The sequence below is a fragment of the Streptomyces sp. JLBJ103 genome (assembly GCF_058215575.1).
In genome coordinates, this window is sequence record NZ_CM177089.1 from 5,900,907 (window position 1) to 5,922,026 (window position 21,120).

The 21,120-nt window shown below is 70.0% G+C and carries 19 protein-coding genes; 12 read left to right on the top strand and 7 right to left on the bottom strand.

Going from position 1 to position 21,120, the window contains the following annotated elements:
- The first annotated feature begins 1 nt into the window (after window position 1).
- From AC4BEG_RS26080 to AC4BEG_RS26115, 8 genes are all read left to right on the top strand, one after another.
- Window positions 2-799, top strand: coding sequence for a cell division protein FtsQ/DivIB (locus AC4BEG_RS26080; protein WP_490702176.1), 798 nt, complete (start codon window positions 2-4; stop codon window positions 797-799).
- 276 nt (window positions 800-1,075) lie between these two features.
- Window positions 1,076-2,305 (top strand): cell division protein FtsZ, encoded by a 1,230-nt coding sequence (gene ftsZ, locus AC4BEG_RS26085; RefSeq protein ID WP_490702177.1) that lies wholly within the window; start codon window positions 1,076-1,078, stop codon window positions 2,303-2,305.
- Window positions 2,306-2,345: 40 nt separating this feature from the next.
- On the top strand, window positions 2,346-3,080 hold the full coding sequence (gene pgeF, locus AC4BEG_RS26090; RefSeq protein WP_490702178.1) for a peptidoglycan editing factor PgeF: 735 nt from the start codon (window positions 2,346-2,348) through the stop codon (window positions 3,078-3,080).
- 3 nt (window positions 3,081-3,083) lie between these two features.
- Complete coding sequence (locus AC4BEG_RS26095) at window positions 3,084-3,803, top strand: YggS family pyridoxal phosphate-dependent enzyme (protein WP_490702179.1); 720 nt, start codon at window positions 3,084-3,086, stop codon at window positions 3,801-3,803.
- A gap of 123 nt (window positions 3,804-3,926) precedes the next feature.
- Window positions 3,927-4,541, top strand: coding sequence for a cell division protein SepF (locus AC4BEG_RS26100; RefSeq protein WP_201874106.1), 615 nt, complete (start codon window positions 3,927-3,929; stop codon window positions 4,539-4,541).
- A gap of 74 nt (window positions 4,542-4,615) precedes the next feature.
- Window positions 4,616-4,912 carry a YggT family protein gene (locus tag AC4BEG_RS26105; RefSeq protein ID WP_176183480.1) on the top strand — a complete coding sequence of 99 codons (297 nt, stop codon included), beginning with the start codon at window positions 4,616-4,618 and terminating at the stop codon, window positions 4,910-4,912.
- A 49-nt stretch (window positions 4,913-4,961) separates the two neighbouring features.
- Complete coding sequence (locus AC4BEG_RS26110; RefSeq protein WP_490702180.1) at window positions 4,962-6,119, top strand: DivIVA domain-containing protein; 1,158 nt, start codon at window positions 4,962-4,964, stop codon at window positions 6,117-6,119.
- Window positions 6,120-6,231: 112 nt separating this feature from the next.
- On the top strand, window positions 6,232-6,660 hold the full coding sequence (locus AC4BEG_RS26115; RefSeq protein WP_490702181.1) for a hypothetical protein: 429 nt from the start codon (window positions 6,232-6,234) through the stop codon (window positions 6,658-6,660).
- Between the two features lie 155 nt (window positions 6,661-6,815).
- Here the strand turns inward: AC4BEG_RS26115 and ileS are convergent, their stop codons facing one another.
- Entirely contained in the window at window positions 6,816-9,947 is a 3,132-nt protein-coding gene (ileS, locus tag AC4BEG_RS26120) for an isoleucine--tRNA ligase (protein WP_490702182.1), read from the bottom strand.
- A gap of 632 nt (window positions 9,948-10,579) precedes the next feature.
- On the opposite strand from ileS, the gene AC4BEG_RS26125 reads away from it, so the two are divergent.
- The 3 genes from AC4BEG_RS26125 to AC4BEG_RS26135 all read left to right on the top strand — a co-directional run bounded on the left by AC4BEG_RS26125 (window position 10,580) and on the right by AC4BEG_RS26135 (window position 13,058).
- On the top strand, window positions 10,580-11,338 hold the full coding sequence (locus AC4BEG_RS26125) for a TraR/DksA family transcriptional regulator (protein ID WP_490702183.1): 759 nt from the start codon (window positions 10,580-10,582) through the stop codon (window positions 11,336-11,338).
- Between the two features lie 74 nt (window positions 11,339-11,412).
- Window positions 11,413-11,994 carry a signal peptidase II gene (locus AC4BEG_RS26130; RefSeq protein WP_490702184.1) on the top strand — a complete coding sequence of 194 codons (582 nt, stop codon included), beginning with the start codon at window positions 11,413-11,415 and terminating at the stop codon, window positions 11,992-11,994.
- Window positions 11,995-12,116: 122 nt separating this feature from the next.
- Complete coding sequence (locus tag AC4BEG_RS26135) at window positions 12,117-13,058, top strand: RluA family pseudouridine synthase (protein WP_490702185.1); 942 nt, start codon at window positions 12,117-12,119, stop codon at window positions 13,056-13,058.
- A gap of 132 nt (window positions 13,059-13,190) precedes the next feature.
- Here the strand turns inward: AC4BEG_RS26135 and AC4BEG_RS26140 are convergent, their stop codons facing one another.
- The gene (locus tag AC4BEG_RS26140) at window positions 13,191-14,324 is read right to left on the bottom strand and encodes a mechanosensitive ion channel family protein (RefSeq protein WP_490707194.1); all 1,134 of its coding nucleotides are present in this window, start codon (window positions 14,322-14,324) and stop codon (window positions 13,191-13,193) included.
- A gap of 103 nt (window positions 14,325-14,427) precedes the next feature.
- Between AC4BEG_RS26140 and AC4BEG_RS26145 the strand changes: the two genes are divergently transcribed.
- The gene (locus AC4BEG_RS26145) at window positions 14,428-15,027 is read left to right on the top strand and encodes a dienelactone hydrolase family protein (protein ID WP_490702186.1); all 600 of its coding nucleotides are present in this window, start codon (window positions 14,428-14,430) and stop codon (window positions 15,025-15,027) included.
- 25 nt (window positions 15,028-15,052) lie between these two features.
- Here AC4BEG_RS26145 and AC4BEG_RS26150 read toward each other — a convergent pair whose 3' ends face one another.
- The 5 genes from AC4BEG_RS26150 to AC4BEG_RS26170 all read right to left on the bottom strand — a co-directional run bounded on the left by AC4BEG_RS26150 (window position 15,053) and on the right by AC4BEG_RS26170 (window position 20,962).
- Window positions 15,053-16,690: an alkaline phosphatase D family protein gene (locus AC4BEG_RS26150; protein WP_490702187.1), complete on the bottom strand. Its 1,638-nt coding sequence runs from the start codon at window positions 16,688-16,690 to the stop codon at window positions 15,053-15,055.
- A gap of 155 nt (window positions 16,691-16,845) precedes the next feature.
- Window positions 16,846-17,682, bottom strand: a complete 837-nt coding sequence (locus AC4BEG_RS26155) for a thioredoxin domain-containing protein (RefSeq protein WP_490702188.1) — start codon at window positions 17,680-17,682, stop codon at window positions 16,846-16,848.
- Window positions 17,683-17,766: 84 nt separating this feature from the next.
- Complete coding sequence (locus AC4BEG_RS26160; RefSeq protein WP_490702189.1) at window positions 17,767-18,447, bottom strand: hypothetical protein; 681 nt, start codon at window positions 18,445-18,447, stop codon at window positions 17,767-17,769.
- A 64-nt stretch (window positions 18,448-18,511) separates the two neighbouring features.
- Window positions 18,512-19,549, bottom strand: coding sequence for a thioredoxin domain-containing protein (locus AC4BEG_RS26165; RefSeq protein ID WP_490702190.1), 1,038 nt, complete (start codon window positions 19,547-19,549; stop codon window positions 18,512-18,514).
- 87 nt (window positions 19,550-19,636) lie between these two features.
- Window positions 19,637-20,962, bottom strand: a complete 1,326-nt coding sequence (locus tag AC4BEG_RS26170) for a DUF2252 domain-containing protein (protein ID WP_490702191.1) — start codon at window positions 20,960-20,962, stop codon at window positions 19,637-19,639.
- Between the last annotated feature and the right edge of the window lie 158 nt (window positions 20,963-21,120).

Consider the following 21,120-nt stretch of genomic DNA (forward strand, 5'->3'; position numbering starts at 1 on the left):
CGTGGCCGGATCGACGACCGCCAAGAGCGGTACCCGACGGACGTCGTCGTCCGGCCCGCTCCCGAGCGTTTTTCATGCGCGCCGCAGGGTGCGGCTGCCCCGCCGCCGCACCCTGGTGGTGATCGTGGTGACCCTGACCCTGCTGGGCGCCGCGGGCGTCTGGGTGGTCTACGGCTCGAGCTGGCTGCGTGCCGAGCGGGTGCGTGTCACCGGCACCCGGGAACTCACCGCCGATGAGGTCCGCGAGGCCGCGGATGTATCCCCGGACACCCCGCTGGTGAGCGTTGACACCGCCGGGATCGAACGCCGCTTGCGGGACCGGCTGCCGCGGATTGCGAAAGTGACGGTTTCCCGGTCATGGCCGCACACCGTCAGTCTGGATGTGACGGAACGCAAGGCCGAAGCGATTGTCCAGGAGGGCGGGAAGTTCCGCGAAGTGGACGCTCACGGCGTACGGTTCGCGACCTCGGTCACGCGTCCGAAGGGTGTTCCGCTGCTGGAAATGGAGCCGGACCGGTCGCCGAGTTCACGCCATTTCGGCGCCGCCAGACTGCGCCGGGAGGCGGTCCGCGTGGTCACCCAACTCCCCACCGCGGTCCGCCGGGACGCCCGGTCCCTCCGGGTCCGTTCGTACGACTCGATCACACTGGTCCTCACCCGTGGGCGTACGGTCGCCTGGGGCAGCGGGGAGCGCGGGACGGCGAAGGCGCGGACCCTCACCGCGCTCATGAAAGCGCGGCCGGACGCGGACCACTTCGACGTCAGTGCTCCGAGCGCCCCCGCGGTGTCTCGCAGTTGACCTGATAGACCCTGGCCAGCACCCTGGTTGGCTTGCGCACTGGGTGATCACATAGGGTGAAAAGAAAAGCGGGAGGTTCGGCGTGTTCATTGAACGCGCGCCACTTGTCGACTTAGTGTCCTGTTCCGAAGAGTCCGGGAAACAGAGGTACTGGTAACCCTAAACTTCAGCGTTAGGGTTGGGGTCGGCAATCGGAACCGTCCCATTCGGCATCAGTCGGCGCACCGCGACAACAGCGGGGTGGCGACACGTAACTCGAGGCGAGAGGCCTTCGACGTGGCAGCACCGCAGAACTACCTCGCAGTCATCAAGGTCGTCGGCATCGGCGGCGGTGGCGTGAATGCCATCAACCGGATGATCGAGGTCGGGCTCAAGGGCGTCGAGTTCATCGCGATCAACACCGATGCGCAGGCCCTGCTCATGAGTGACGCCGACGTCAAGCTCGACGTCGGCCGCGAGCTCACGCGCGGCCTCGGTGCGGGTGCCAACCCCGAGGTCGGCCGGAAGGCCGCCGAGGACCACCGCGAGGAGATCGAGGAGGTCCTCAAGGGGGCCGACATGGTCTTCGTGACGGCGGGCGAGGGCGGCGGCACCGGCACCGGCGGTGCTCCGGTGGTCGCCAACATCGCCCGGTCGCTGGGCGCACTGACGATCGGTGTGGTCACCCGGCCGTTCACCTTCGAGGGCCGCCGCCGCGCCAACCAGGCCGAGGACGGCATCGCGGGACTGCGCGACGAGGTCGACACCCTGATCGTGATCCCGAACGATCGCCTGCTGTCCATTTCGGACCGCCAGGTGAGCGTGCTCGATGCGTTCAAGTCCGCGGACCAGGTGCTCCTGTCGGGTGTCCAGGGCATCACCGACCTGATCACCACCCCGGGCCTGATCAACCTCGACTTCGCCGATGTCAAGTCCGTGATGTCCGAGGCGGGCTCGGCGCTCATGGGTATCGGCTCGGCCCGCGGTGACGACCGCGCGGTCGCCGCGGCCGAGATGGCCATCTCCTCGCCGCTGCTGGAGGCGTCCATCGACGGCGCCCGGGGCGTGCTGCTCTCCATCTCCGGCGGCTCCGACCTCGGTCTGTTCGAGATCAACGAGGCCGCCCAGTTGGTGAGCGAGGCCGCCCACCCCGAGGCGAACATCATCTTCGGCGCCGTGATCGACGACGCCCTGGGCGACGAGGTCCGGGTCACCGTGATCGCCGCCGGTTTCGACGGCGGCCAGCCGCCCGCGAAGAACCGCGACAAGGTGCTCGGTTCGTACAGCGGCGGCGGCCGCGAGGAGGGCTCGAGCAGTTCCGCGAGCCGCCCCTCCACCCCGGAGCCCAGCCGGCCGTCCTTCGGCGGACTCGGCAGCGTCACCCCGCGCGAGGAGGAGCCCGCCCCGGCGGACCCCATGCCGGTGGCCGAGGTCCCGGCACCCCCGATCACTCCCCAGGTCCCCCCGGCCCGGCCCTACCCGGAGAGCCAGGCCGAGGAGCTGGACGTACCGGACTTCCTGAAGTGAGCCCGGTGAGATGGCGCCACGGCGACCCTGAGATCCAGCAGTGATAGCGCAACAGCACGACGCGAGCGGCGCGCACTTCGCCTTCACCGACCGGTGGGGCGGGGTGAGCGCCGCTCCGTATGACGAGCTCAATCTCGGCGGCGCGGTCGGCGACGCCCCCCAGGCCGTACGCGCCAACCGCGAGCTGGCCGCCAAGTCGCTGGACCTGGACCCGGCTGCGGTGGTCTGGATGAACCAGGTGCACGGCCGGGATGTCGCGGTGGTCGACGGCCCGTGGACCGGCGATGACGAGATCCCCGCGGTGGACGCCGTGGTGACGACGCATCGGGGGTTGGCCCTGGCCGTTCTCACCGCCGACTGCACCCCGGTGCTGCTCGCCGACCCGGTGGCAGGCGTGGCCGGGGCCGCCCACGCCGGGCGGCCGGGCCTGGTCGCCGGGGTGGTCCCGGCGGTGGTCGAGGCGATGACGGCGCGGGGCGCCGACCCCGCCCGGATCATCGCCCGCACCGGCCCCTCGGTGTGCGGACGCTGCTACGAGGTGCCCGCGGCGATGCGCGCCGAGGTCGCGGAGACGGTTCCCGAGGCATGGGCCGAGACCGGCTGGGGCACCCCGGCGGTCGATGTGGCCGCGGGTGTGCGGGCCCAACTCGCCAGAGCCGGCGTCGAGATGGATGGACAATCTCACATCTGCACGCTGGAATCGGCAGACCACTTCTCCTACCGGCGCGAGCGCACCACCGGGAGGCTCGCGAGCTATGTGTGGTTGGACGGCTGAGCTGTGACGGATCGCAAGACGGAACTGGCCGCGAACCTGGCCCAGGTGGAGGAACGTATCTCCGCGGCCTGCGCCGCCGCCGGTCGCAAGCGCGAAGAGGTGACCCTGATCGTGGTCACCAAGACGTACCCGGCGAGCGACGTCCGTTTGCTGGCGGAACTGGGCGTACGGCATGTCGCCGAGAACCGCGACCAGGAGGCGGGGCCCAAAGCGGCCGAATGTGCGGATCTGCCATTGATCTGGCACTTTGTTGGGCAATTGCAGACCAATAAGGTGCGTTCCGTCTCCAGTTATGCCGATGTGGTGCAATCTGTCGATCGCAAGCGATTGGTCGACGCTCTCTCCGGAGCGGCGGTGCGCGCCGCCCGGGAGATGGGCGTCCTGCTTCAGGTCGCCCTCGACGTGGACTCCGGTGAGCGGGGATCGCGGGGAGGGGTCGGACCGGACGGAGTGGAGTCGCTGGCCGAGTCCGTGATCGCGGCCGAAGGGCTGCGGCTGGACGGTCTGATGACCGTGGCGCCGCTGGCCGGCCCCTACGCGGGGCAGCCGCGGGCGGCGTTCGACCGGCTGATGGAAATCTCGTCCCGCCTGCGCGCCGCCCATCCGGCTGCAAACATGGTCTCCGCGGGAATGAGCTCGGACCTGGAGGAAGCGGTGGCGGCGGGAGCGACACATGTGCGCGTCGGCACTGCGGTACTCGGAGTCCGACCCCCGCTCCGGTAACGTCGCGAAGAAGTCGGACCACAGCAGAAAATATGGTCATTCCCGTCAAAAGGCGGGCAGGCCACGTGGATCCATGGCATCCGGTGGCGGAGCCGATCCACCACAGAGCGGAGGACGCAGAGAATGGCCGGCGCGATGCGCAAGATGGCGGTCTACCTCGGCCTCGTGGAGGACGATGGGTACGACGGCCGGGGGTTCGACCCCGATGACGATTTCGAGCCCGAGCCGGAGCCCGAACGGGACCGTCGGCGGCACCAGGTGGTGGAGACCGAACCTCGCCCGGAAAGGGGCGAATCTGTGCGAGTCGTCCATCCCCCCGCACAGCGTGAACCCGCTCCGCTCGCGGTGGAAACCGGACGACCCGCGCGAATCGCCCCCGTGGCGTCCATCACACCTGAACGTCAGAACTTGGAGAAGAACGCACCGGTGATCATGCCCAAGGTCGTGTCCGAGCGGGAGCCCTACCGCATCACCACGCTGCACCCGCGGACCTACAACGAGGCCCGTACTATCGGGGAACACTTCCGTGAGGGCACTCCGGTGATCATGAATCTGACGGAGATGGACGACACGGATGCGAAGCGACTTGTCGACTTTGCCGCCGGACTCGTGTTCGGTCTCCATGGGAGCATTGAGCGGGTGACGCAGAAGGTGTTCCTGTTGTCTCCTGCTAACGTCGATGTCACGGCGGAGGACAAGGCCCGTATCGCAGAGGGCGGATTCTTCAACCAGAGCTGAGACGCAACACGGCAACACCGAGTCATCTTCGGGCCGCGAGGCCCAGTACGACACAGGGGAGAGGGACGCGCGGGATGGGCATCGCACTACAGGTGGTCTACATCGCGCTGTACTGCTTCCTGATCGTGCTGATCTTCCGGCTGGTGATGGACTACGTCTTCCAGTTCGCACGCTCGTGGCAACCCGGTCGGGCGATGGTGGTCATCCTCGAGGCCACCTACACTGTGACCGATCCGCCACTCAAGCTCTTGCGGCGGTTTATTCCACCGTTGCGTCTCGGGGGTGTGGCGCTCGACCTGTCCTTCTTCGTGCTGATGATCATCGTCTGGATCCTGATCACCGTCGTGAGCAATTTTGCGAGCAGCGTGTGAACGATACGGTCTTGCCGATTGCCGACGACTACGTTGAGGTGAAGTAGAGATGCCGTTGACCCCCGAGGACGTGCGGAACAAGCAGTTCACGACCGTCCGCCTCCGAGAAGGCTATGACGAGGACGAGGTCGATGCCTTCCTCGATGAGGTCGAAGCCGAACTGACCCGGCTGTTGCGGGAGAACGAGGACCTGCGCGCCAAGCTGGCGGCCGCCACCAGGGCCGCCGCTCAGAGCCAGCAGCAACAAGGTATGCGCAAGCCTCCCGAACAGCAGGAGAGGCCGGGGGCACCTGTCCCCGCCGCCATATCCGGACCACAGCCGGTGCCGCCCGGCCAGCAGCAGATGGGTGGCCCGCCCCAACTTCCGGGTGGTGCCCCGCAGCTGCCGGCCGGCCCGATGGGCCAGAACGGCCCCGGGCCGATGCAGCAGGGCGGACCCGGTCCGATGGGCCAGAACGGTCCGATGGGCCAGAACGGCCCCATGGGTCAGAACGGTCCCATGGGCCCCGGCGGCCCCATGGGTGGCCCGATGGGCGGTCCCGGCGGTCCCGGCGGCCCCCAGCTGCCGCAGCCGGGCCAGGGCCCGGGCGGCGACAGCGCCGCGCGGGTGCTCTCGCTCGCGCAGCAGACCGCCGACCAGGCGATTGCGGAGGCCCGTTCCGAGGCCAACAAGATCGTCGGCGAGGCCCGTAGCCGCGCCGAGGGCCTGGAGCGGGACGCCCGCGCCAAGGCCGACGCCCTGGAGCGGGACGCGCAGGAGAAGCACCGTGTGGCGATGGGCTCCCTGGAGTCCGCTCGCGCCACGCTGGAGCGCAAGGTTGAGGACCTGCGCGGTTTCGAGCGCGAGTACCGCACGCGGCTGAAGTCGTACCTGGAGAGCCAGCTGCGCCAGCTGGAGAACCAGGCCGATGACTCGCTGGCCCCGCCGCGCACCCCGGCGACCGCCTCGCTGCCGCCGTCCCCCTCGATGAGCGGCTCCATGGCCTCGGCCGGTGCCGGCACGATGGGCGGCCACACCATGGGCGGCAACCAGCCCATGGGCGGCGGTCACGGGCAGAACGGCGGCGGTCCGTCCTACGGTGGCCAGCAGCAGATGTCGCCCGCGATGACCCAGCCGATGGCACCGGTGCGGCCGCAGAGTCCGCAGCCGATGCAGCAGGCGCCCAGCCCGATGCGTGGCTTCCTCATCGACGAGGACGACAACTGACGCTGCGCGCGTCCAGCGCGTCACCGTCTCGGCAATCACAGGGGCCGGGCCCCGGGAGGATCCTCCCGGGGCCCGGCCCTTGCCGTGCGAGAGCCGTTGCTAGCCTGCGGTCATGCCGCGCGGTTACCAGCAGGCCGACTCCTCCACCCTGGAGCGGTGGCGGCGCCTCGCCGACCAGGTGCGCACCCATCTCGCCGCGGCGGGGCTGCCGGTGATACCGGAGATGGACTTCCGGGTCAGCGCCGGGGCGCATGTGGACATCGACCCGGGGGGCGACAGCGCCGGCGGGGTCTACGTGGGATGGCGGGCCCACCCCTGGCTGTGGTCCGCGTTCGTGGACGGAGCACGGCAGCAGCGTCCGCAGGAGACCCTGGCACTGCATCTGTCCGGGGTGGGCGAGGCCATGCGGGACGCCCTCGACCGGATCCTCACCACCGGGGGTTTCACCGTGGTCCCCAGCCCCAACGACCTTGCGCAGCACCTGCTGTACGTGAGCGCGGGGCCGGACCAGCCGCTGGCCGAGCGGCTCGGCCTCGACTAAGCGCTTCGCGGGAAGTTCTGCGCGCCCCCTGGGGGCGCACCCGACAGCGAATCCGCTGAGCCAGGGCCCGTCGTCAACAGGGCCGCCCCCGCACCACCGCCCGTCCACCCCGGCGGATCCGGGGTGGACGGGCGGTGGACGCGAGGGCGGGAGCGTTACGCCTTGCGGAGGCGGAACGTCAGCCCGAGCGGCTCGTCGGTGAAGGGCTCGCCGTAACCGGAGTCGCCCTCGCCCGAGGCGAAGTCCGTGGCGAGGACCTCGTCGGCGATCAGACCCGCGTGGTCGGTGAGCGCCCGGCGGAGCTCCTCGTCCGCCGACTCCCAGCGCAGCGCGATCCGGTCCGCCACATCGAGACCGCTGTTCTTGCGGGCTTCCTGGATCAGCCGGATGGCGTCGCGGGCCAGCCCGGCGCGGCGCAGCTCCGGAGTGATCTCCAGATCGAGGGCGACCGTGGCGCCCGCGTCGGAGGCCACCGACCAGCCCTCGCGCGGGGTTTCGGTGATGATCACCTCGTCCGGGGAGAGGGTGACCGTCTCACCGTCCACCACCACCGAGGCCGTGCCCTCGCGCAGGGCCACCGACAGCGCCGCAGCGTCCGCGTCGGCGATGGCCTTGGCGACCGGCTGGGTGCCCTTGCCGAAGCGCTTGCCCAGCGCACGGAAGTTCGCCTTCGCCGTGGTGTCCACCAGTGAGCCGCCGACCTCGCTCAGCGAGGCGAGGGAGGAGACGTTCAGCTCCTCCTCGATCTGGGCCCGCAGTTCGGTGGAGAGCTGCTCGACGCCGGACGCCGCGACCAACGCGCGGGACAGCGGCTGACGGGTCTTCACCCCGGACTCGGCACGGGTCGCCCGGCCCAGCTCGACCAGCCGCCGGACCAGGGTCATCTGCGTCGACAGCGCGGGGTCGATCATGGCCTGGTCCGCCTCCGGCCAGCTCGCCAGGTGGACGGACTCCGGGGCCTCCGGCGCCACCGGCACCACCAGGTCCTGCCAGACCCGCTCGGTGATGAAGGGCACCAGCGGGGCCATCAGCCGGGTGACCGTCTCGATGACCTCGTGGAGGGTGCGCAGCGCGGCGGCGTCGCCCTGCCAGAAGCGGCGGCGCGAGCGGCGTACGTACCAGTTGGACAGGTCGTCCACGAACGACGACAGCAGCTTTCCGGCGCGCTGGGTGTCGTACGCCTCCATGGCCTGGGTGACCTGCTCGGTCAGGGTGCCCAGCTCGCCCAGCAGCCAGCGGTCGAGCAGCGGGCGGTCGGCCGGGGCCGGGTCGTCCGCGCCGGGCGCCCAGTTGGAGGTGCGGGCGTACAGGGCCTGGAAGGCGACCGTGTTCCAGTAGGTCAGCAGCGTCTTGCGGACGACCTCCTGGATGGTGCCGTGGCCCACCCGGCGAGCGGCCCAGGGCGAGCCGCCCGCGGCCATGAACCAGCGGACCGCGTCGGCGCCGTGCTGGTCCATGAGCGGGATCGGCTGGAGGATGTTGCCCAGGTGCTTGGACATCTTCCGACCGTCCTCGGCCAGGATGTGACCGAGGCAGACCACGTTTTCATACGAGGACTTATCGAAGACCAGGGTGCCGACCGCCATCAGCGTGTAGAACCAGCCGCGGGTCTGGTCGATGGCCTCGGAGATGAACTGCGCCGGGTAGCGCTTCTCGAACAGCTCCTTGTTGCGGTACGGGTAGCCCCACTGCGCGAACGGCATCGACCCCGAGTCGTACCAGGCGTCGATCACCTCGGGCACGCGCTGGGCGGTGAGCGAGCAGCCCTCCGCGGTGCAGGTGAAGGTGATCTCGTCGATGAACGGACGATGCGGGTCCAGTCCGGACTGGTCGCTGCCGGTCAGCTCGGAGAGCTCGGCGAGCGAGCCCACACAGGTGAGGTGGTCCTCCGCGCAGCGCCAGATGGGCAGCGGGGTGCCCCAGTAGCGGTTGCGCGACAGCGCCCAGTCGATGTTGTTATTCAGCCAGTCACCGAAACGACCGTGCTTGACCGATTCGGGATACCAGTTGGTCCGCTCGTTCTCGCGCAGCAGCGCGTCCTTGACCGCGGTGGTGCGGATGTACCAGGACGGCTGGGGGTAGTAGATCAGCGGGGTGTGGCAGCGCCAGCAATGCGGGTAGCTGTGCTCGTACGCCAGGTGCTTGAACAGCAGCCCGCGCGCCTCCAGATCGGCCACCAGCCTCTCGTCGGCCTTCTTGAAGAACTGGCCGCCGATCAGGTCCAGCTCCTCCTCGAAGGTGCCGTCCGCGCGGACCGGGTTCACCACGGGCAACCCGTAGGCGCGGCAGGTCTTGAAGTCGTCCTCACCGTAGGGAGCCTGGTGGACCAGGCCGGTGCCGTCCTCCGTGGTGACGTAGTCGGCGTTGACGACGAAGTGCGCTCCGGGGATCTCCACCAGCTCGAAGGGGCGCTGGTACGTCCAGCGCTCCATCTCCGCGCCGGTGAACGTCTGGCCCGTGGTCCGCCACCCCTCGCCGAGCGCCTTTTCGACCAGCGCCTCGGCGACGACCAGCTTCTCCGTGCCGTCCGTGGCGACCACATAGGTCACCTCGGGGTGGGCGGCCACCGCGAAGTTGGCCACCAGGGAGAAGGGTGTGGTCGTCCAGGCGAGGAGTGCCGCCTCGCCCGCCAGGGGGCCGGAGGTCAGCGGGAAGCGGACGTAGACCGAGGGGTCCACGATGGTCTCGTAGCCCTGCGCCAGCTCGTGGTCGGACAGACCGGTGCCACAGCGCGGGCACCAGGGGGCGACGCGGTGGTCCTGGACCAGCAGCCCCTTGGAGAAGATCTCCTTGAGCGACCACCACACCGACTCGACGTACTCGGGGTCCATCGTGCGGTACGCGTCGTCCAGGTCCACCCAGTAGCCCATGCGCTGGGTCAGCTCGGCGAAGGCATCGGTGTGCCGGGTCACCGACTCCCGGCACTTGGCGTTGAACTCGGCGATGCCGAACGCCTCGATGTCCTTCTTGCCGTTGAAGCCCATCTCCTTCTCGACCGCGAGCTCCACCGGCAGACCGTGGCAGTCCCAGCCCGCCTTGCGGCCGACGTGGTAGCCGCGCATGGTGCGGAAGCGCGGGAAGACGTCCTTGAAGACGCGGGCCTCGATGTGGTGGGCGCCCGGCATGCCGTTGGCGGTGGGCGGGCCCTCGTAGAAGACCCACTCCGGTCGCCCCTCGGACTGCTCGAGGGTACGGGCGAAGATCTTGTGCTCCCGCCAGAAGTCGAGCACGGCGTGCTCGAGGGCGGGCAGGTCGACCTGGGCGGGCACCTGGCGGTACAGCGTCATCGGGAATCTTCCTCCGGCGGACACACGCTCGTCGTTCCGTCGGAGGGACGAGAGCTTTCGTGCTCCCGCGGTACCACCCTCCTTGGCCGAGAACGCTGCGCTCCCGGCCCCCTCATTGGGGTCGCGATGCCGGTTCTACTGGCCCTGAGCGGGGGTTCTTCCGGCGGCTCCGGGGTGATCCTTCACATCGCGCTCGCCCCCGGGCTCTCACCGTCCCCGGGTCGCTCATGGCCGCGTACGACGCTACTCGTCCCCATCCATGCCTTTCGCTGCGCCCAGTGTACGGGGCCGGACGCACCGCGGCCGACCGATTTCCGCACCGCCCGCTCACGGGCTCCCTTACCGCCCCGTCGCCGCCCCACTGCGCCGAGTGAGGTACCGGGCCGCCCGGGGATGACCCGAATGCCGATACGCCGGGTGCTGGAGTCCCGGGGCAGTGCGGGTCACCCTCCGGTACCGGTCCGCGGCCGGATTCATCGGGTGCGGAGTGGGGCACAACGGTGGAGACCGGTTTGTCGTACGGGCAAGCTGGGCGAATCGGGCGGCGTGCCCCGTTGCCGCATGCCCGGAGTCGATTTATCGTTCCGGAACGATTCGCGAGCAAGATCACAATATGTGAAGGGGCCGCGGCCATGGTGGCTAGGAAGACCGCCGTGCAGAAGAGCAGGGCGAAGGCGACGCAGGCCGCGCCCGCCGAGAAGAACGCATCGGGCAAGAAGGCCGCGAAGAAGACCGCCGCGGCGGCGAAGTCCACGGCGAAGTCCACGGCGAAGTCCACGGCCAAGGCGACCGCGAAGGCTGCCAAGAAGAGCGCACCGACGAAGAAGGCCACAGCCAAGAAGGCCGCACCGGCCAAGAAGGCGGTGCCCGCGAAGAAGACGGGAGCCAGGAAAGTGGTTGCGAAGAAGACCCCGGGTGGTGCGCCGACGGCGAAGAAGGCCACGACGACCGCGCCCCCCGTGCCCAAGGCCCGTGCCGCCGGCGCCCCGGTCGACCCCAGCGAGCTCGCGGTACGCCCCGGTGAGGACCCCTGGTCGGCGGAGGAGGTGGCCGAGGCGCGCGCTGAGCTGCTGACCGAGGCCGGCCGGCTGCGCACCGAGATCCTCGCCTCGGAAGAGGCGATCACCGGGCTGATGCGTGACTCCGGGGACGGCGCGGGCGACGACCAGGCCGACACCGGCACCAAGAACATCACCCGTGAGCACGAGATGGCCCTCGCCGGGAACGCCCGCGAGATGCTGCTCCAGACCGAGCGAGCCCTCGAGCGGCTGGATGCTGGGACCTACGGTCTCTGCGAGAACTGCGGCGACCCCATCGGAAAGGCCCGGATGCAGGCGTTCCCGCGGGCCACGCTGTGCGTCGAGTGCAAGCAGCGCCAGGAGCGCCGCTGACCACCCGAGCGCGTGTGCCGTACCCTCGTCCTGAGCCAGGGGGAGACTGGCCCGGACGAGGTTGAGGGACTCACGTGACAGAGGCGGAGCAGGCCATCGGTACACCAGATGCCGGGAAGGCCGAGGAGGGCGCCGGGACCAGCGCCGATACGGCGGGTACCGGAGCCAGGGGGAAGCGGCGGATCGGGGTGCTGCTCGCCGTGGCCGCCTTCGCGTACCTGCTCGATCTGGTCAGCAAGCTGGTCGTGGTCGCCAAGCTGGAGCACCACGCTCCGGTGGATCTGGTCGGCACGCTGCTCCGGTTCGAGGTGATCCGGAACCGCGGCGCGGCCTTCGGCTTCGGCGAGGCGATGACCATCGTCTTCACGGTGATCGCGGCCGGGGTGATCCTGGTGATCGCCCGGCTGGCCCGCAAGCTCTACAGCCTGCCGTGGGCGATCGCGCTCGGGATGTTGCTCGGCGGGGCCTTCGGCAACCTCACCGACCGGGTCTTCCGGGCACCGGGACACCTCCAGGGCGCGGTAGTGGACTTCATCGCCCCGGCCCACTTCGCGGTCTTCAACCTCGCCGACTCGGCCATCGTGTGCGGCGGTTTCCTGATCGTGATCCTGTCCTTCCGCGGCCTGGACCCGGACGGCACGGTCCACAAGGACTGAGCCACGGTCCACAAGGACGGAGCGGGACCGGCCGGTCGTGGCCGGTGTGCGGCGGCCGGTGTACGACGGCCGGTGTACGACGGCCGTACGAACCGGTCCGTCCGGTCCGGCATACTCGACGGGTGAGTACGATTCCCGAGATCCGCACCCTGCCCGTACCCGATGGCCTGGAGGGCGAGCGCGTCGATGCCGCGATCGCCCGGATGTTCGGCTTTTCGCGGACCAAGGCGGCCGAACTGGCCGCTGCCGGGAAGGTGCAGGTCGACGGCAGCGTCGCGGGCAAGTCCGACCGGGTCTCCGGCGGTTCCTGGCTCGAGGTCGAGATGCCGCAGGCCGCGCCGCCGGTGCGGATCGTCGCCGAGCCCGTCGAGGGCATGGAGATCGTCCATGACGACGACGACATCGTGGTGATCGTCAAGCCGGTCGGGGTCGCCGCTCACCCCAGCCCCGGCTGGTCCGGTCCCACCGTGATCGGAGGGCTTGCCGCCGCCGGGTTCCGGATCTCCACCTCCGGCGCCGCCGAGCGGCAGGGCATCGTCCACCGGCTGGACGTGGGCACCTCCGGGCTGATGGTCGTCGCCAAGTCCGAGCGCGCCTACACCCTGCTCAAGCAGCAGTTCCGGGAGCGTACCGTCGACAAGCGCTACCACGCGCTGGTGCAGGGCCACCCGGACCCGCTGAGCGGCACCATCGACGCACCGATCGGGCGCCATCCGCAGCACGACTACAAGTGGGCGGTGACCAGCGACGGCAAGCCGAGCGTCACCCACTACGACCTGATCGAGGCGTTCCGCGCCGCCAGCCTCCTGGACATCAAGCTGGAGACCGGCCGCACCCATCAGATCCGGGTGCATATGGCCGCCCACCGCCACCCCTGCGTCGGCGACCTCACCTACGGCGCGGACCCGACGCTCGCCAAGCGGCTGAAGTTGACCCGGCAGTGGCTGCACGCGGTGCGGCTGGGCTTCGAGCACCCGGCCGACGGCGGCTGGACCGAGTTCGAGAGCGCCTACCCCGACGACCTCCAGCGCGCCCTGGACATCGTGCGCGCGGAGAGTGCCTGACCGTTCCCGCGATCGGCGTCATCACCGACGGCGATTTCTACGAGCGGCTGGGCCACGAGGCGTTCGGCCCGGAGTTCGACGAGGGCAGCGGCATTCCGCACCGCGCGGTGCGGCGGGTCCTGTAGGGACGTCTCAGCTCCGGCCGCGCCCCGTGCCGTCCTTGCTCAGCTTGTCGTCGAAGCGGGCGAAGTGGTCCTCGCGCTCCGGGCGGCGCCGGGGCTGCGGGGCGGTGGCCGGCGCGGGGGCGGTGGCGATCCGCGGCAGGGCGTAGGGATGGAAGTCCCGCAGGAACGCGATCATCTGCTCGCGCACCTCGCAGCGGATCGTCCAGGCGTCGTCCGGGTCCCGGGCGGTGACCAGCGCCCGCACCACGATGGTGCTCGGGGTGGTGTCGGTCACCAGCAGGTTCCAGTCCCGGCCGTCCCAGGCGGTGGAGCTCCGCACGATCTCCCGCAGCCGGTTGCGCATCTCCTCGATGGGCGCCCCGTGGTCCAGGTGGAACAGGACCGTGGCCGTCTTCTGGGTGCCGCCGCGCGACCAGTTCTCGAACGGCTTGGAGGTGAAGTACGACACCGGCATGGTGATCCGGCGCTCGTCCCAGGTGCGTACGGACAGGAAGGTCAGCGTGATCTCCTCGACCGTGCCCCATTCGCCGTCGACCACCACGGTGTCGCCGATGCGCACCATGTCGCCGAAGGCGATCTGGAGTCCCGCGAAGAGATTGCCCAGCGTCGACTGGGCGGCGATACCGGCGACGATGCCGACGAGCCCGGCGGAGGCCAGCATCGAGGTGCCGACCGCGCGCATGGCCGGGAAGGTCAGCAGCATCGCGGAGATCGCCACCACCCCGACGACCGCGGTCACCACCCGCTGGATCAGCGTCACCTGGGTCCGCACCCGGCGCACCCGCGCCGGGTCGTGGGCACTGGCGGCGTAGCGCGCGTAGGTGGACTCCACCACGACCGACGCGACCCGCACCACCAGCCATGCGGTGGCCGCGATCAGCACCAGCGCCAGGAGCTGACCGATGGCCGAGCTGTGTGCCTCGACGACCTTCGCCCGTGTCTTGTCGTACGAACCGCTGAGCAGCGCCGTGCACACGGTCACCTGCAAGGGGATTCGACAGCGCCGCAGCAGACCCCACAGCGGGGTCTCCGGGTGCCGGGCGTCGGCCCTCCGCAGCGACCAGTCGACGGCCCAGCCGATGCACAGCGTGATGGCCAGTGAGCCGCCGATGACGACGAGCGGACGCAGTACGTCCTCCATGGACACCTACCTCATCCTTCCTTCGGGAGTCCCGGGTGTCCCGTCTTCCCGGATCCGCGTCCTTCGGAACGTAACTGGCACGATGGGACGAGCGGAACCCTGAATGAGGAGAAGTGAAGCGGTGGCGGAAGCGTCGACGGTCGTTCTGTTCCACTCCGTGTACGGGCTGCGCCCCGCGGTGCACACGGCGGCCGACCTGCTGCGGGCGGCCGGGCACGAGGTGATCGTGCCCGACCTGTACGAGGGGCGGACGGCGGACAGCGTCGAGGAGGGCATTGCCGTCAAGGACGAGATCGGCCGGGAGGAGCTGCTGAAGCGGGCCATCACCGCCGCGGCGCCACACTCCGGGCGCGGCCTGGTCTACGCGGGCTTCTCGCTCGGCGCGTCCATCGCGCAGAACCTGGCCCTGGGCGACGAGAAGGCCCGTGGGCTGCTTCTGCTGCACGGCACCTCGGACATCGCCGACGACGCGGCCACCGACGAACTGCCGGTGCAGCTGCATGTCGCCGACCCCGACCCGTTCGAGCCGCACGACTGGCTGAGCGCGTGGTATCTGCGGATGCGGCGGGCGGGCGCCGAGGTGGAGGTCTTCCGCTACGCCGGGGCCGGGCATCTGTACACCGACCCCGAGCTGCCGGACTACGACAAGGAAGCGGCCGAGGCCACCTGGCGGGTGGCCCTCGGCTTCCTCGACGAACTCTGAGCCCGTCCAGGCGGGTTCGTACGGTTCAGGCCACCGGGTTGTCGACGCGCTCGATCTTCTGGGTGCCCGAGAGCGTGCGGTACGACCGGGCCCAGGACGAGGTGGCGTGCGGATCGGTCCGGTCGGAGACCGTGTAGTAGTCCATCTGGGCCCGCTCGGCGGTGATGTCGAGCACACCGTAGCCGTGCGAATCCATGTCCAGCCACTTCACATGGCGGTTGGCGGCCTTGATGGCCGCGGCCGCCACCAGGGACAGCGTGTGCGGTGCCACATGGAGCATGTCGTCGATGTTGTCGGAGGTCACCGAGGTGACCACGAACTCGGTGGCGGCGGACCGGGACAGCGGATAGGTGGCGGCCTTCACCGGTACGTCGTTGGCCCACGCCATATGGATGTCACCGGTCAGGAAGACGGTGTTGTTGATGGAGTTGTCGGTCAGATGGGCCAGCAGCTCGCGCCGGTCGTCCGTATAGCCGTCCCACTGGTCGGTGTTGATGGTCAGCCCGCCCTTGGGCAGTCCGAGCAACTCGGCGAGCGGGCCCAGCAGATCGGCCGGGATGGAGCCGAAGGCCACCGGCGAGATCATCACCGAGTTGCCCACCAGCCGCCAGGTGGTGTTCGAGCCGGACAGACCGGACTTGAGCCAGTCCAGCTGGGCGCGTCCGGTGAGCGTACGGTCCGGGTCGTCCACCTCGCCGCTGCCGGTGGACACCTGCTGATCGCGGAACGAGCGCAGGTCCAGCAGGTGGAGGTCGGCCAGACTGCCGTAGCGCAGCCGCCGGTAGGTGGTGCCCTGGGTGGAGGTGCGCACCGGCATCCACTCGAAGTACGCCTGCTTGGCGGCGGACATCCGGGCCGCCCAGGTGCCCTCGCTGTCCGGGGTGTGGTTCTCCGCCCCGCCCGACCAGGCGTTGTCGGCGAACTCGTGGTCGTCCCAGATGGCGATCACCGGCAGTGCGGCGTGCAGCGCCTGCGCGTCGGCGTCGGTCTTGTACGTGGCGTGCCGGATGCGGTAGTCGGCGAGGGTGATGATCTCGTGGGTGGGCTGGTGCGGCCGGACGACGTACTTCGCCTCCGGGTACTCGCCGCTCTTGTACTCGTAGATGTAGTCGCCGAGGTGGAGGATGGCGTCCAGGTCGGTACGGCCGGCCAGATGACGGTACGGCGAGAAGTAGCCCGACTCCCAGTTGGCGCAGGAGACCACGCCGAAGCGCACTTTGTCGGCGGCGGCGTTCTCGGCGGGGGTGGTGCGGGTGCGGCCCACCGGTGAGGTGGCGCCGCCGTCGGCGCTGAAGCGGTAGAAGTAGTCGGTGGCGGGCTTGAGTCCGCGGACATCGGCCTTGACGGTGTGGTCGGCGGCGGCGGAGGCGCGGACCGTGCCGTGGGCGACGACCGAGCGGAAGTCCTTGTCCGAGGCCACCTCCCAGCGGACGTCGATGGCGGAGCCGCGCCCGGAGCCGGGCACCGCGTCCGGCGTGGGGGTGATCCGGGTCCACAGCAGGACTCCGTCGGGCAACGGGTCACCGGAGGCGACGCCGTGCACGAAGGCAGGTCCTTCCGCGGCGTGGGCGGGGAGGCCGGCGAGGGGCAGCAGGGCGGCGGTCGCGGCTACGGCCGTGACGGCGCTGCGGCGCGATATGTGGTGATGGTCATGGGGGGTCACGGCGGAGGAGATTACTGGTTAGTAATCCCAGAGGACAGGCCTCGGCGGGAAGTTCGCCTACATGTCTCCCCGGAGACCGCTCGCAGACACCGAGGGGCCGGTGCGCGGGCCGTTCCCGGCGCGCACCGGCCCCGTCAAGAGCCGTGGGGTTGCGGCTACTTCTTCAGGTACTTCTGGACGAGCGGGGTGAACTGCTGCGGGGTCATCGGCGGGTTCTCGTTGACCTCCAGGTTGTGGCCGTTCATCTGGAAGGCCGGGGTACCGGTGATGCCGTCCTTCTTGGCCTTGTTGAAGGTCTTGGACATCTCGACCGCCCAGTGGTCGTAGGTGCCCTTCTTCACGGCCCGCTCGAACTCCTTGTTCCCCTTGAGGACCTTGACCTGCTGCGCGACGGCGAGCAGCTTCTTGTCGTCCTTGAAGGCGTCGTCGGTCTCCTTGGGGTGGTTCTTCGCCGAGTAGAGCGCGGACTTGTACTCGAGGAAGGCGTCCGGGCTGACGTTCAGCGCCGCGCCCAGCGCGCTCAGGGCGTTCTTGGAGCCGGTGCCGAGGATCGGGTCGGCGTCGTCCAGGAAGGCGGCCATCGTGTACTGCACCTTGTAGGTGCCCTTCTTCATGTCCGCCTCGACGGTCTTGCCGCTGAGCTGCTCGAACTGGGAGCAGACCGGGCAGCGCATGTCCTCGTAGACATGGAGGGTGTTCTTGGCGCTCTTCTTGCCGATGATCAGCGTGGTGCCGTTGGGGCCGGAGGTGTTCGCGGGCGTGACCAGCTTGGTCTTCTCGGCGGCCGCCGACCACTTCTGGCTGACGGTGGTGTCGCCGTCCATGTTGGAGACGGCGTAACCTATGCCGCCGGCTATCGCGAGCACCGTGACGACCGCGCCGCCCACGATCAGCTGGCGGCGCATCCGGTCCTTCTTCGCCTGGCGCTCGCGCTCGGCGCGCAGCCGCTCGCGTGCGGCCTGCTTGTTCTGGTGGCTATTGCGGTTGCTCATATGTGATCGATCTCCGTCGTGAATGCGTCAGTACTGCGTACGGGTGGGTGGATCGCTGTGCTCAGAGCTGTGCTCGGAGCGTGCTCAGACCAGAGCCGAGCAGGGCGGTCCACGACGCACGACGGAGTGCACGAGGAGGGGGAACGCGGGTGCCGGACGGGCCGGGCGCACCACGCGCGGACCCGGGCGGTGCGGCTCCAGCGCCGCGCCGGCCGCCGCGGCGGCCAGCAGCAGGGGCCGGAAGGCGAACCAGGCCAGCGAGCCCAGCAGCCGCCCGACGGCGGCCTCGCCGCGGTGCAGCCAGGCCGAGGCGATCAGCCCCACCGCGATATGCGCGGCCAGCAGCAGCCAGGGCGTGGCGGAGCTGACCGCGGCCGCCAGCGGGGTCCCACCGCCCGGATGGGTCACCTGGGCCAGCGGGGTGCCGACATCGCCGCCATCGCAGAGCACCGTGACGCCCATGGAGCGCAGGGAGCCCGCCACCGGTCCGCCGGACTGCCCGTAGCAGGCGTCCTGGCCGGTGGTGAAGACGGTGTCGGCGGCCAGCTCCAGCGGGACCAGCAGGGCGGCGATGCTCCAGAAGCCGCGCTCCCGGCCCGCGAGGGCGTAGGCGAGGGCGAAGACGGCGACCGACAGCACGGCGACGGTGGCCAGCGGCAGCGGGGTGTGCGACAGCAGCACATGGGAGGCGGACGACAGCGTGACGCACAGCGCTGTGAAGAGCGCCGCGCGCACGGTCCTCAGCTGCGGTCCGGTGCTGTCCATGACCTCAAAGTCTGCCATGGCCGGTTGTAGGGGCGACATCAAGAGCCGGCCCGGCCCCTGCCGGTCAGTCCCCCAGCTGGTCGTTCACCGCCTCGGTGAATTCCCTCGGAGTGAAGGGCGCCGACCCGCCGCTCCCGGTGATCTCGGAGCCGTCCAGCTTCACGGTGGGGACCCCGCTCACCCCGGACCGGTCGAAGTCCGAGGAGACCTCCTGGGCCCAGCGGTCGTAGGTGCCCTTGCGGACGGCCTTGCGGAAGGCGGCGCTGTCCTTGAGGGCGGGCACATCGTCGGCGACGTCCAGCAGGAAGGCGTCACTGGCGAAGGAGTCCTTGGACTCCGCGGGGTGGTGCTCGGCGGAAAACAGAGCGGCTTTGTAGTCGAGGAAGGCGTCGGTGCTCACGTTCAGTGCCGCACCGAGTGCGCTGAGTGCGTTCCGGGAGCCGCTGCCGTTCAGGGTCTTGTCGAGGAACGTGCCGAAGTGGAACGACGCCTGGTACGTGCCGTCCTTGATGTCCTCGCGGACGGTGGCCCCGACCCCCTGCTCGAACTGGGAGCAGACCGGGCAGCGCATGTCCTCGTAGACATCCAGGGTGTGCCCGGAGCCCTTCTTGCCGATCAGCACCGTGGTGCCGTTGGCACCGGAGGTGTGCGCGGGCTTGACCACGGGGCCCGAGCCGCCGGATCCGCCGGATCCGGAGTCGCCCGAGCCGCTTCCGCCACCGCTTCCGGGGGCGTCATCGCCGGAGCCGCCGCTGCCGTCCGTGCCACCCGTGCCGCCCGCCGGTGCGGAGCCCCGCGGGCCCGGCAGGGAGGGCTGCACCTGGTCCGAGGAGCCGGTGGAGCCGTCCTCCGGGGCGTCGTCGGTGATCACCAGCACGGCGGCGAGCACCGCGGCGGCCGCGGAGACCCCGATGATCGCGGTCAGCCCGGCCCGGCGCTGCCGGTCCGGTGGCGGGGTGCCCCAGCCTCCCCCGCCGCCCGGAGGCTGGGCGGGTGGTGGTCCCGGAGGCGGCGGGGGCGACCCCGGCTGCGGGTACGGCTGGTGCTGACCGTTGTGCTGCGGGTTCTGCTCGCCCCCTGGCGGCTGCTCTCCGGGCCACATGGTCAACAACCCTATGGGGCGGGCCGGAGGGCCACGGCCGCGGGTCCCGCCTGGCGGCTGTGGCCCTCCGGCCCGGGGACGCTGCCGTCAGAGCCCGGGGATGCGGCCGTTGCGGAAGAGGTCCACGAAGATCTGGTGGTCAGCCCGTGCCCGCGCCCCGTAGGAGTGCGCGAACTCCACCAGCAGCTCCGCGAAGCCGTCCTCGTCGGCGGCGATCACCGCGTCGATGGCGCGCTCGGTGGAGAACGGCACCAGCGAGTGGCCGCTCTGGTCGTCGGCGGCCGCGTGCATGGTGGCCGTGGCCCGCCCCAGATCGGCGACGACCGCGGCGATTTCGGCCGGGTCGTCGATGTCGGACCAGTCCAGGTCCACCGCGTACGGCGAGATCTCGGCGACCAGCTGCCCGGCGCCGTCCAGCTCGGTCCAGCCCAGCCACGGATCGGCGTGGTCCTGGAGGGCGCGCTGGGAGATGACCGTGCGGTGGCCCTCGTGATGGAAGTACGAGCGCACCGCCTCATCGGTGATGTGCCGGGAGACGGCCGGGGTCTGCCCCTGCTTCATGTAGATCACCACATCGTTCTCCAGGGCGTCGCTGTTGCCCTCCAGAAGGATGTTGTACGAGGGGAGTCCGGCGCTGCCGATGCCGATGCCACGACGGCCCACGACGTCCTTCACGCGGTAGGAGTCGGGGCGGGTGAGGCTGGACTCCGGCAGCGTCTCCAGATAGCCGTCGAAGGCGGCCAGGACCTTGTAACGGGTGGCCGCGTCCAGCTCGATGGAGCCGCCGCCCGCCGAGAAGCGGCGCTCGAAGTCGCGGATCCCGGTCATCGACTCCAGCAGCCCGAAGCGGGTCAGCGAACGGGCGTCGCGCAGCGCGTCCAGCAGCGGGCCCTCGGCGGTCTCCAGCGTGAACGGCGGCACCTCGTCGTCCTTGGCGCCGGTGGCCAGGGCGTGGATGCGCTCGCGGTAGGCGGTGGCGTACGTGCGCACCAGATCGGAGATCATCTCGTCGCTGAGCGCCTTGGTGTAGCCGATCAGCGCGACCGAGGCGGCGAAGCGCTTGAGGTCCCAGGTGAAGGGGCCGACGTATGCCTCGTCGAAGTCGTTCACATTGAAGATCAGCCGTCCGTTGGCGTCCATATAGGTGCCGAAGTTCTCCGCGTGGAGATCGCCGTGGATCCACACCCGGCTGGTGCGCTCGTCCAGATACGGACCGCCCGAGCGCTCCCGCTCCACGTCCGAGTAGAACAGACACGCCGTGCCGCGGTAGAACGCGAACGCCGAGGCGGCCATCTTCCGGAACTTGACGCGGAAGGCGGCCGGGTCGGCGGCGAGCAGCTCGCCGAAGGCGGTGTCGAAGACGGCGAGGATGTGCTCACCGCGCTGTTCCGCCTGGGTCAGCTGGGTCGACATGCGGAACGCCTCCTGGGGCATCAGAGATCTGGCCGGACTCATGTGGATCCGGATCGGAACCGACAGGGTAATTTCCGTCCCGCCCGGCGCGCGCGCAAGCGCCCGACGGAGGGGACGGCCTGTCCGGATCAACGCCTGAGGCTACTCGCCGGTGCCCG

What these genes read in the sequence shown, in the direction of transcription:
- AC4BEG_RS26100 (WP_201874106.1), top strand. Translation starts at nt 3,927, where the DNA reads ATGGCCGGCGCGATGCGCAAGATGGCGGTCTACCTCGGCCTCGTGGAG.
- AC4BEG_RS26105 (WP_176183480.1), top strand. Translation starts at nt 4,616, where the DNA reads ATGGGCATCGCACTACAGGTGGTCTACATCGCGCTGTACTGCTTCCTG.
- AC4BEG_RS26110 (WP_490702180.1), top strand. Translation starts at nt 4,962, where the DNA reads ATGCCGTTGACCCCCGAGGACGTGCGGAACAAGCAGTTCACGACCGTC.
- AC4BEG_RS26115 (WP_490702181.1), top strand. Translation starts at nt 6,232, where the DNA reads ATGCCGCGCGGTTACCAGCAGGCCGACTCCTCCACCCTGGAGCGGTGG.
- ileS (WP_490702182.1), bottom strand. Translation starts at nt 9,947, where the DNA reads ATGACGCTGTACCGCCAGGTGCCCGCCCAGGTCGACCTGCCCGCCCTC.
- AC4BEG_RS26125 (WP_490702183.1), top strand. Translation starts at nt 10,580, where the DNA reads ATGGTGGCTAGGAAGACCGCCGTGCAGAAGAGCAGGGCGAAGGCGACG.
- AC4BEG_RS26140 (WP_490707194.1), bottom strand. Translation starts at nt 14,324, where the DNA reads ATGGAGGACGTACTGCGTCCGCTCGTCGTCATCGGCGGCTCACTGGCC.
- AC4BEG_RS26145 (WP_490702186.1), top strand. Translation starts at nt 14,428, where the DNA reads ATGAGGAGAAGTGAAGCGGTGGCGGAAGCGTCGACGGTCGTTCTGTTC.
- AC4BEG_RS26155 (WP_490702188.1), bottom strand. Translation starts at nt 17,682, where the DNA reads ATGAGCAACCGCAATAGCCACCAGAACAAGCAGGCCGCACGCGAGCGG.
- AC4BEG_RS26160 (WP_490702189.1), bottom strand. Translation starts at nt 18,447, where the DNA reads ATGGACAGCACCGGACCGCAGCTGAGGACCGTGCGCGCGGCGCTCTTC.
- AC4BEG_RS26165 (WP_490702190.1), bottom strand. Translation starts at nt 19,549, where the DNA reads ATGTGGCCCGGAGAGCAGCCGCCAGGGGGCGAGCAGAACCCGCAGCAC.
- AC4BEG_RS26170 (WP_490702191.1), bottom strand. Translation starts at nt 20,962, where the DNA reads ATGTCGACCCAGCTGACCCAGGCGGAACAGCGCGGTGAGCACATCCTC.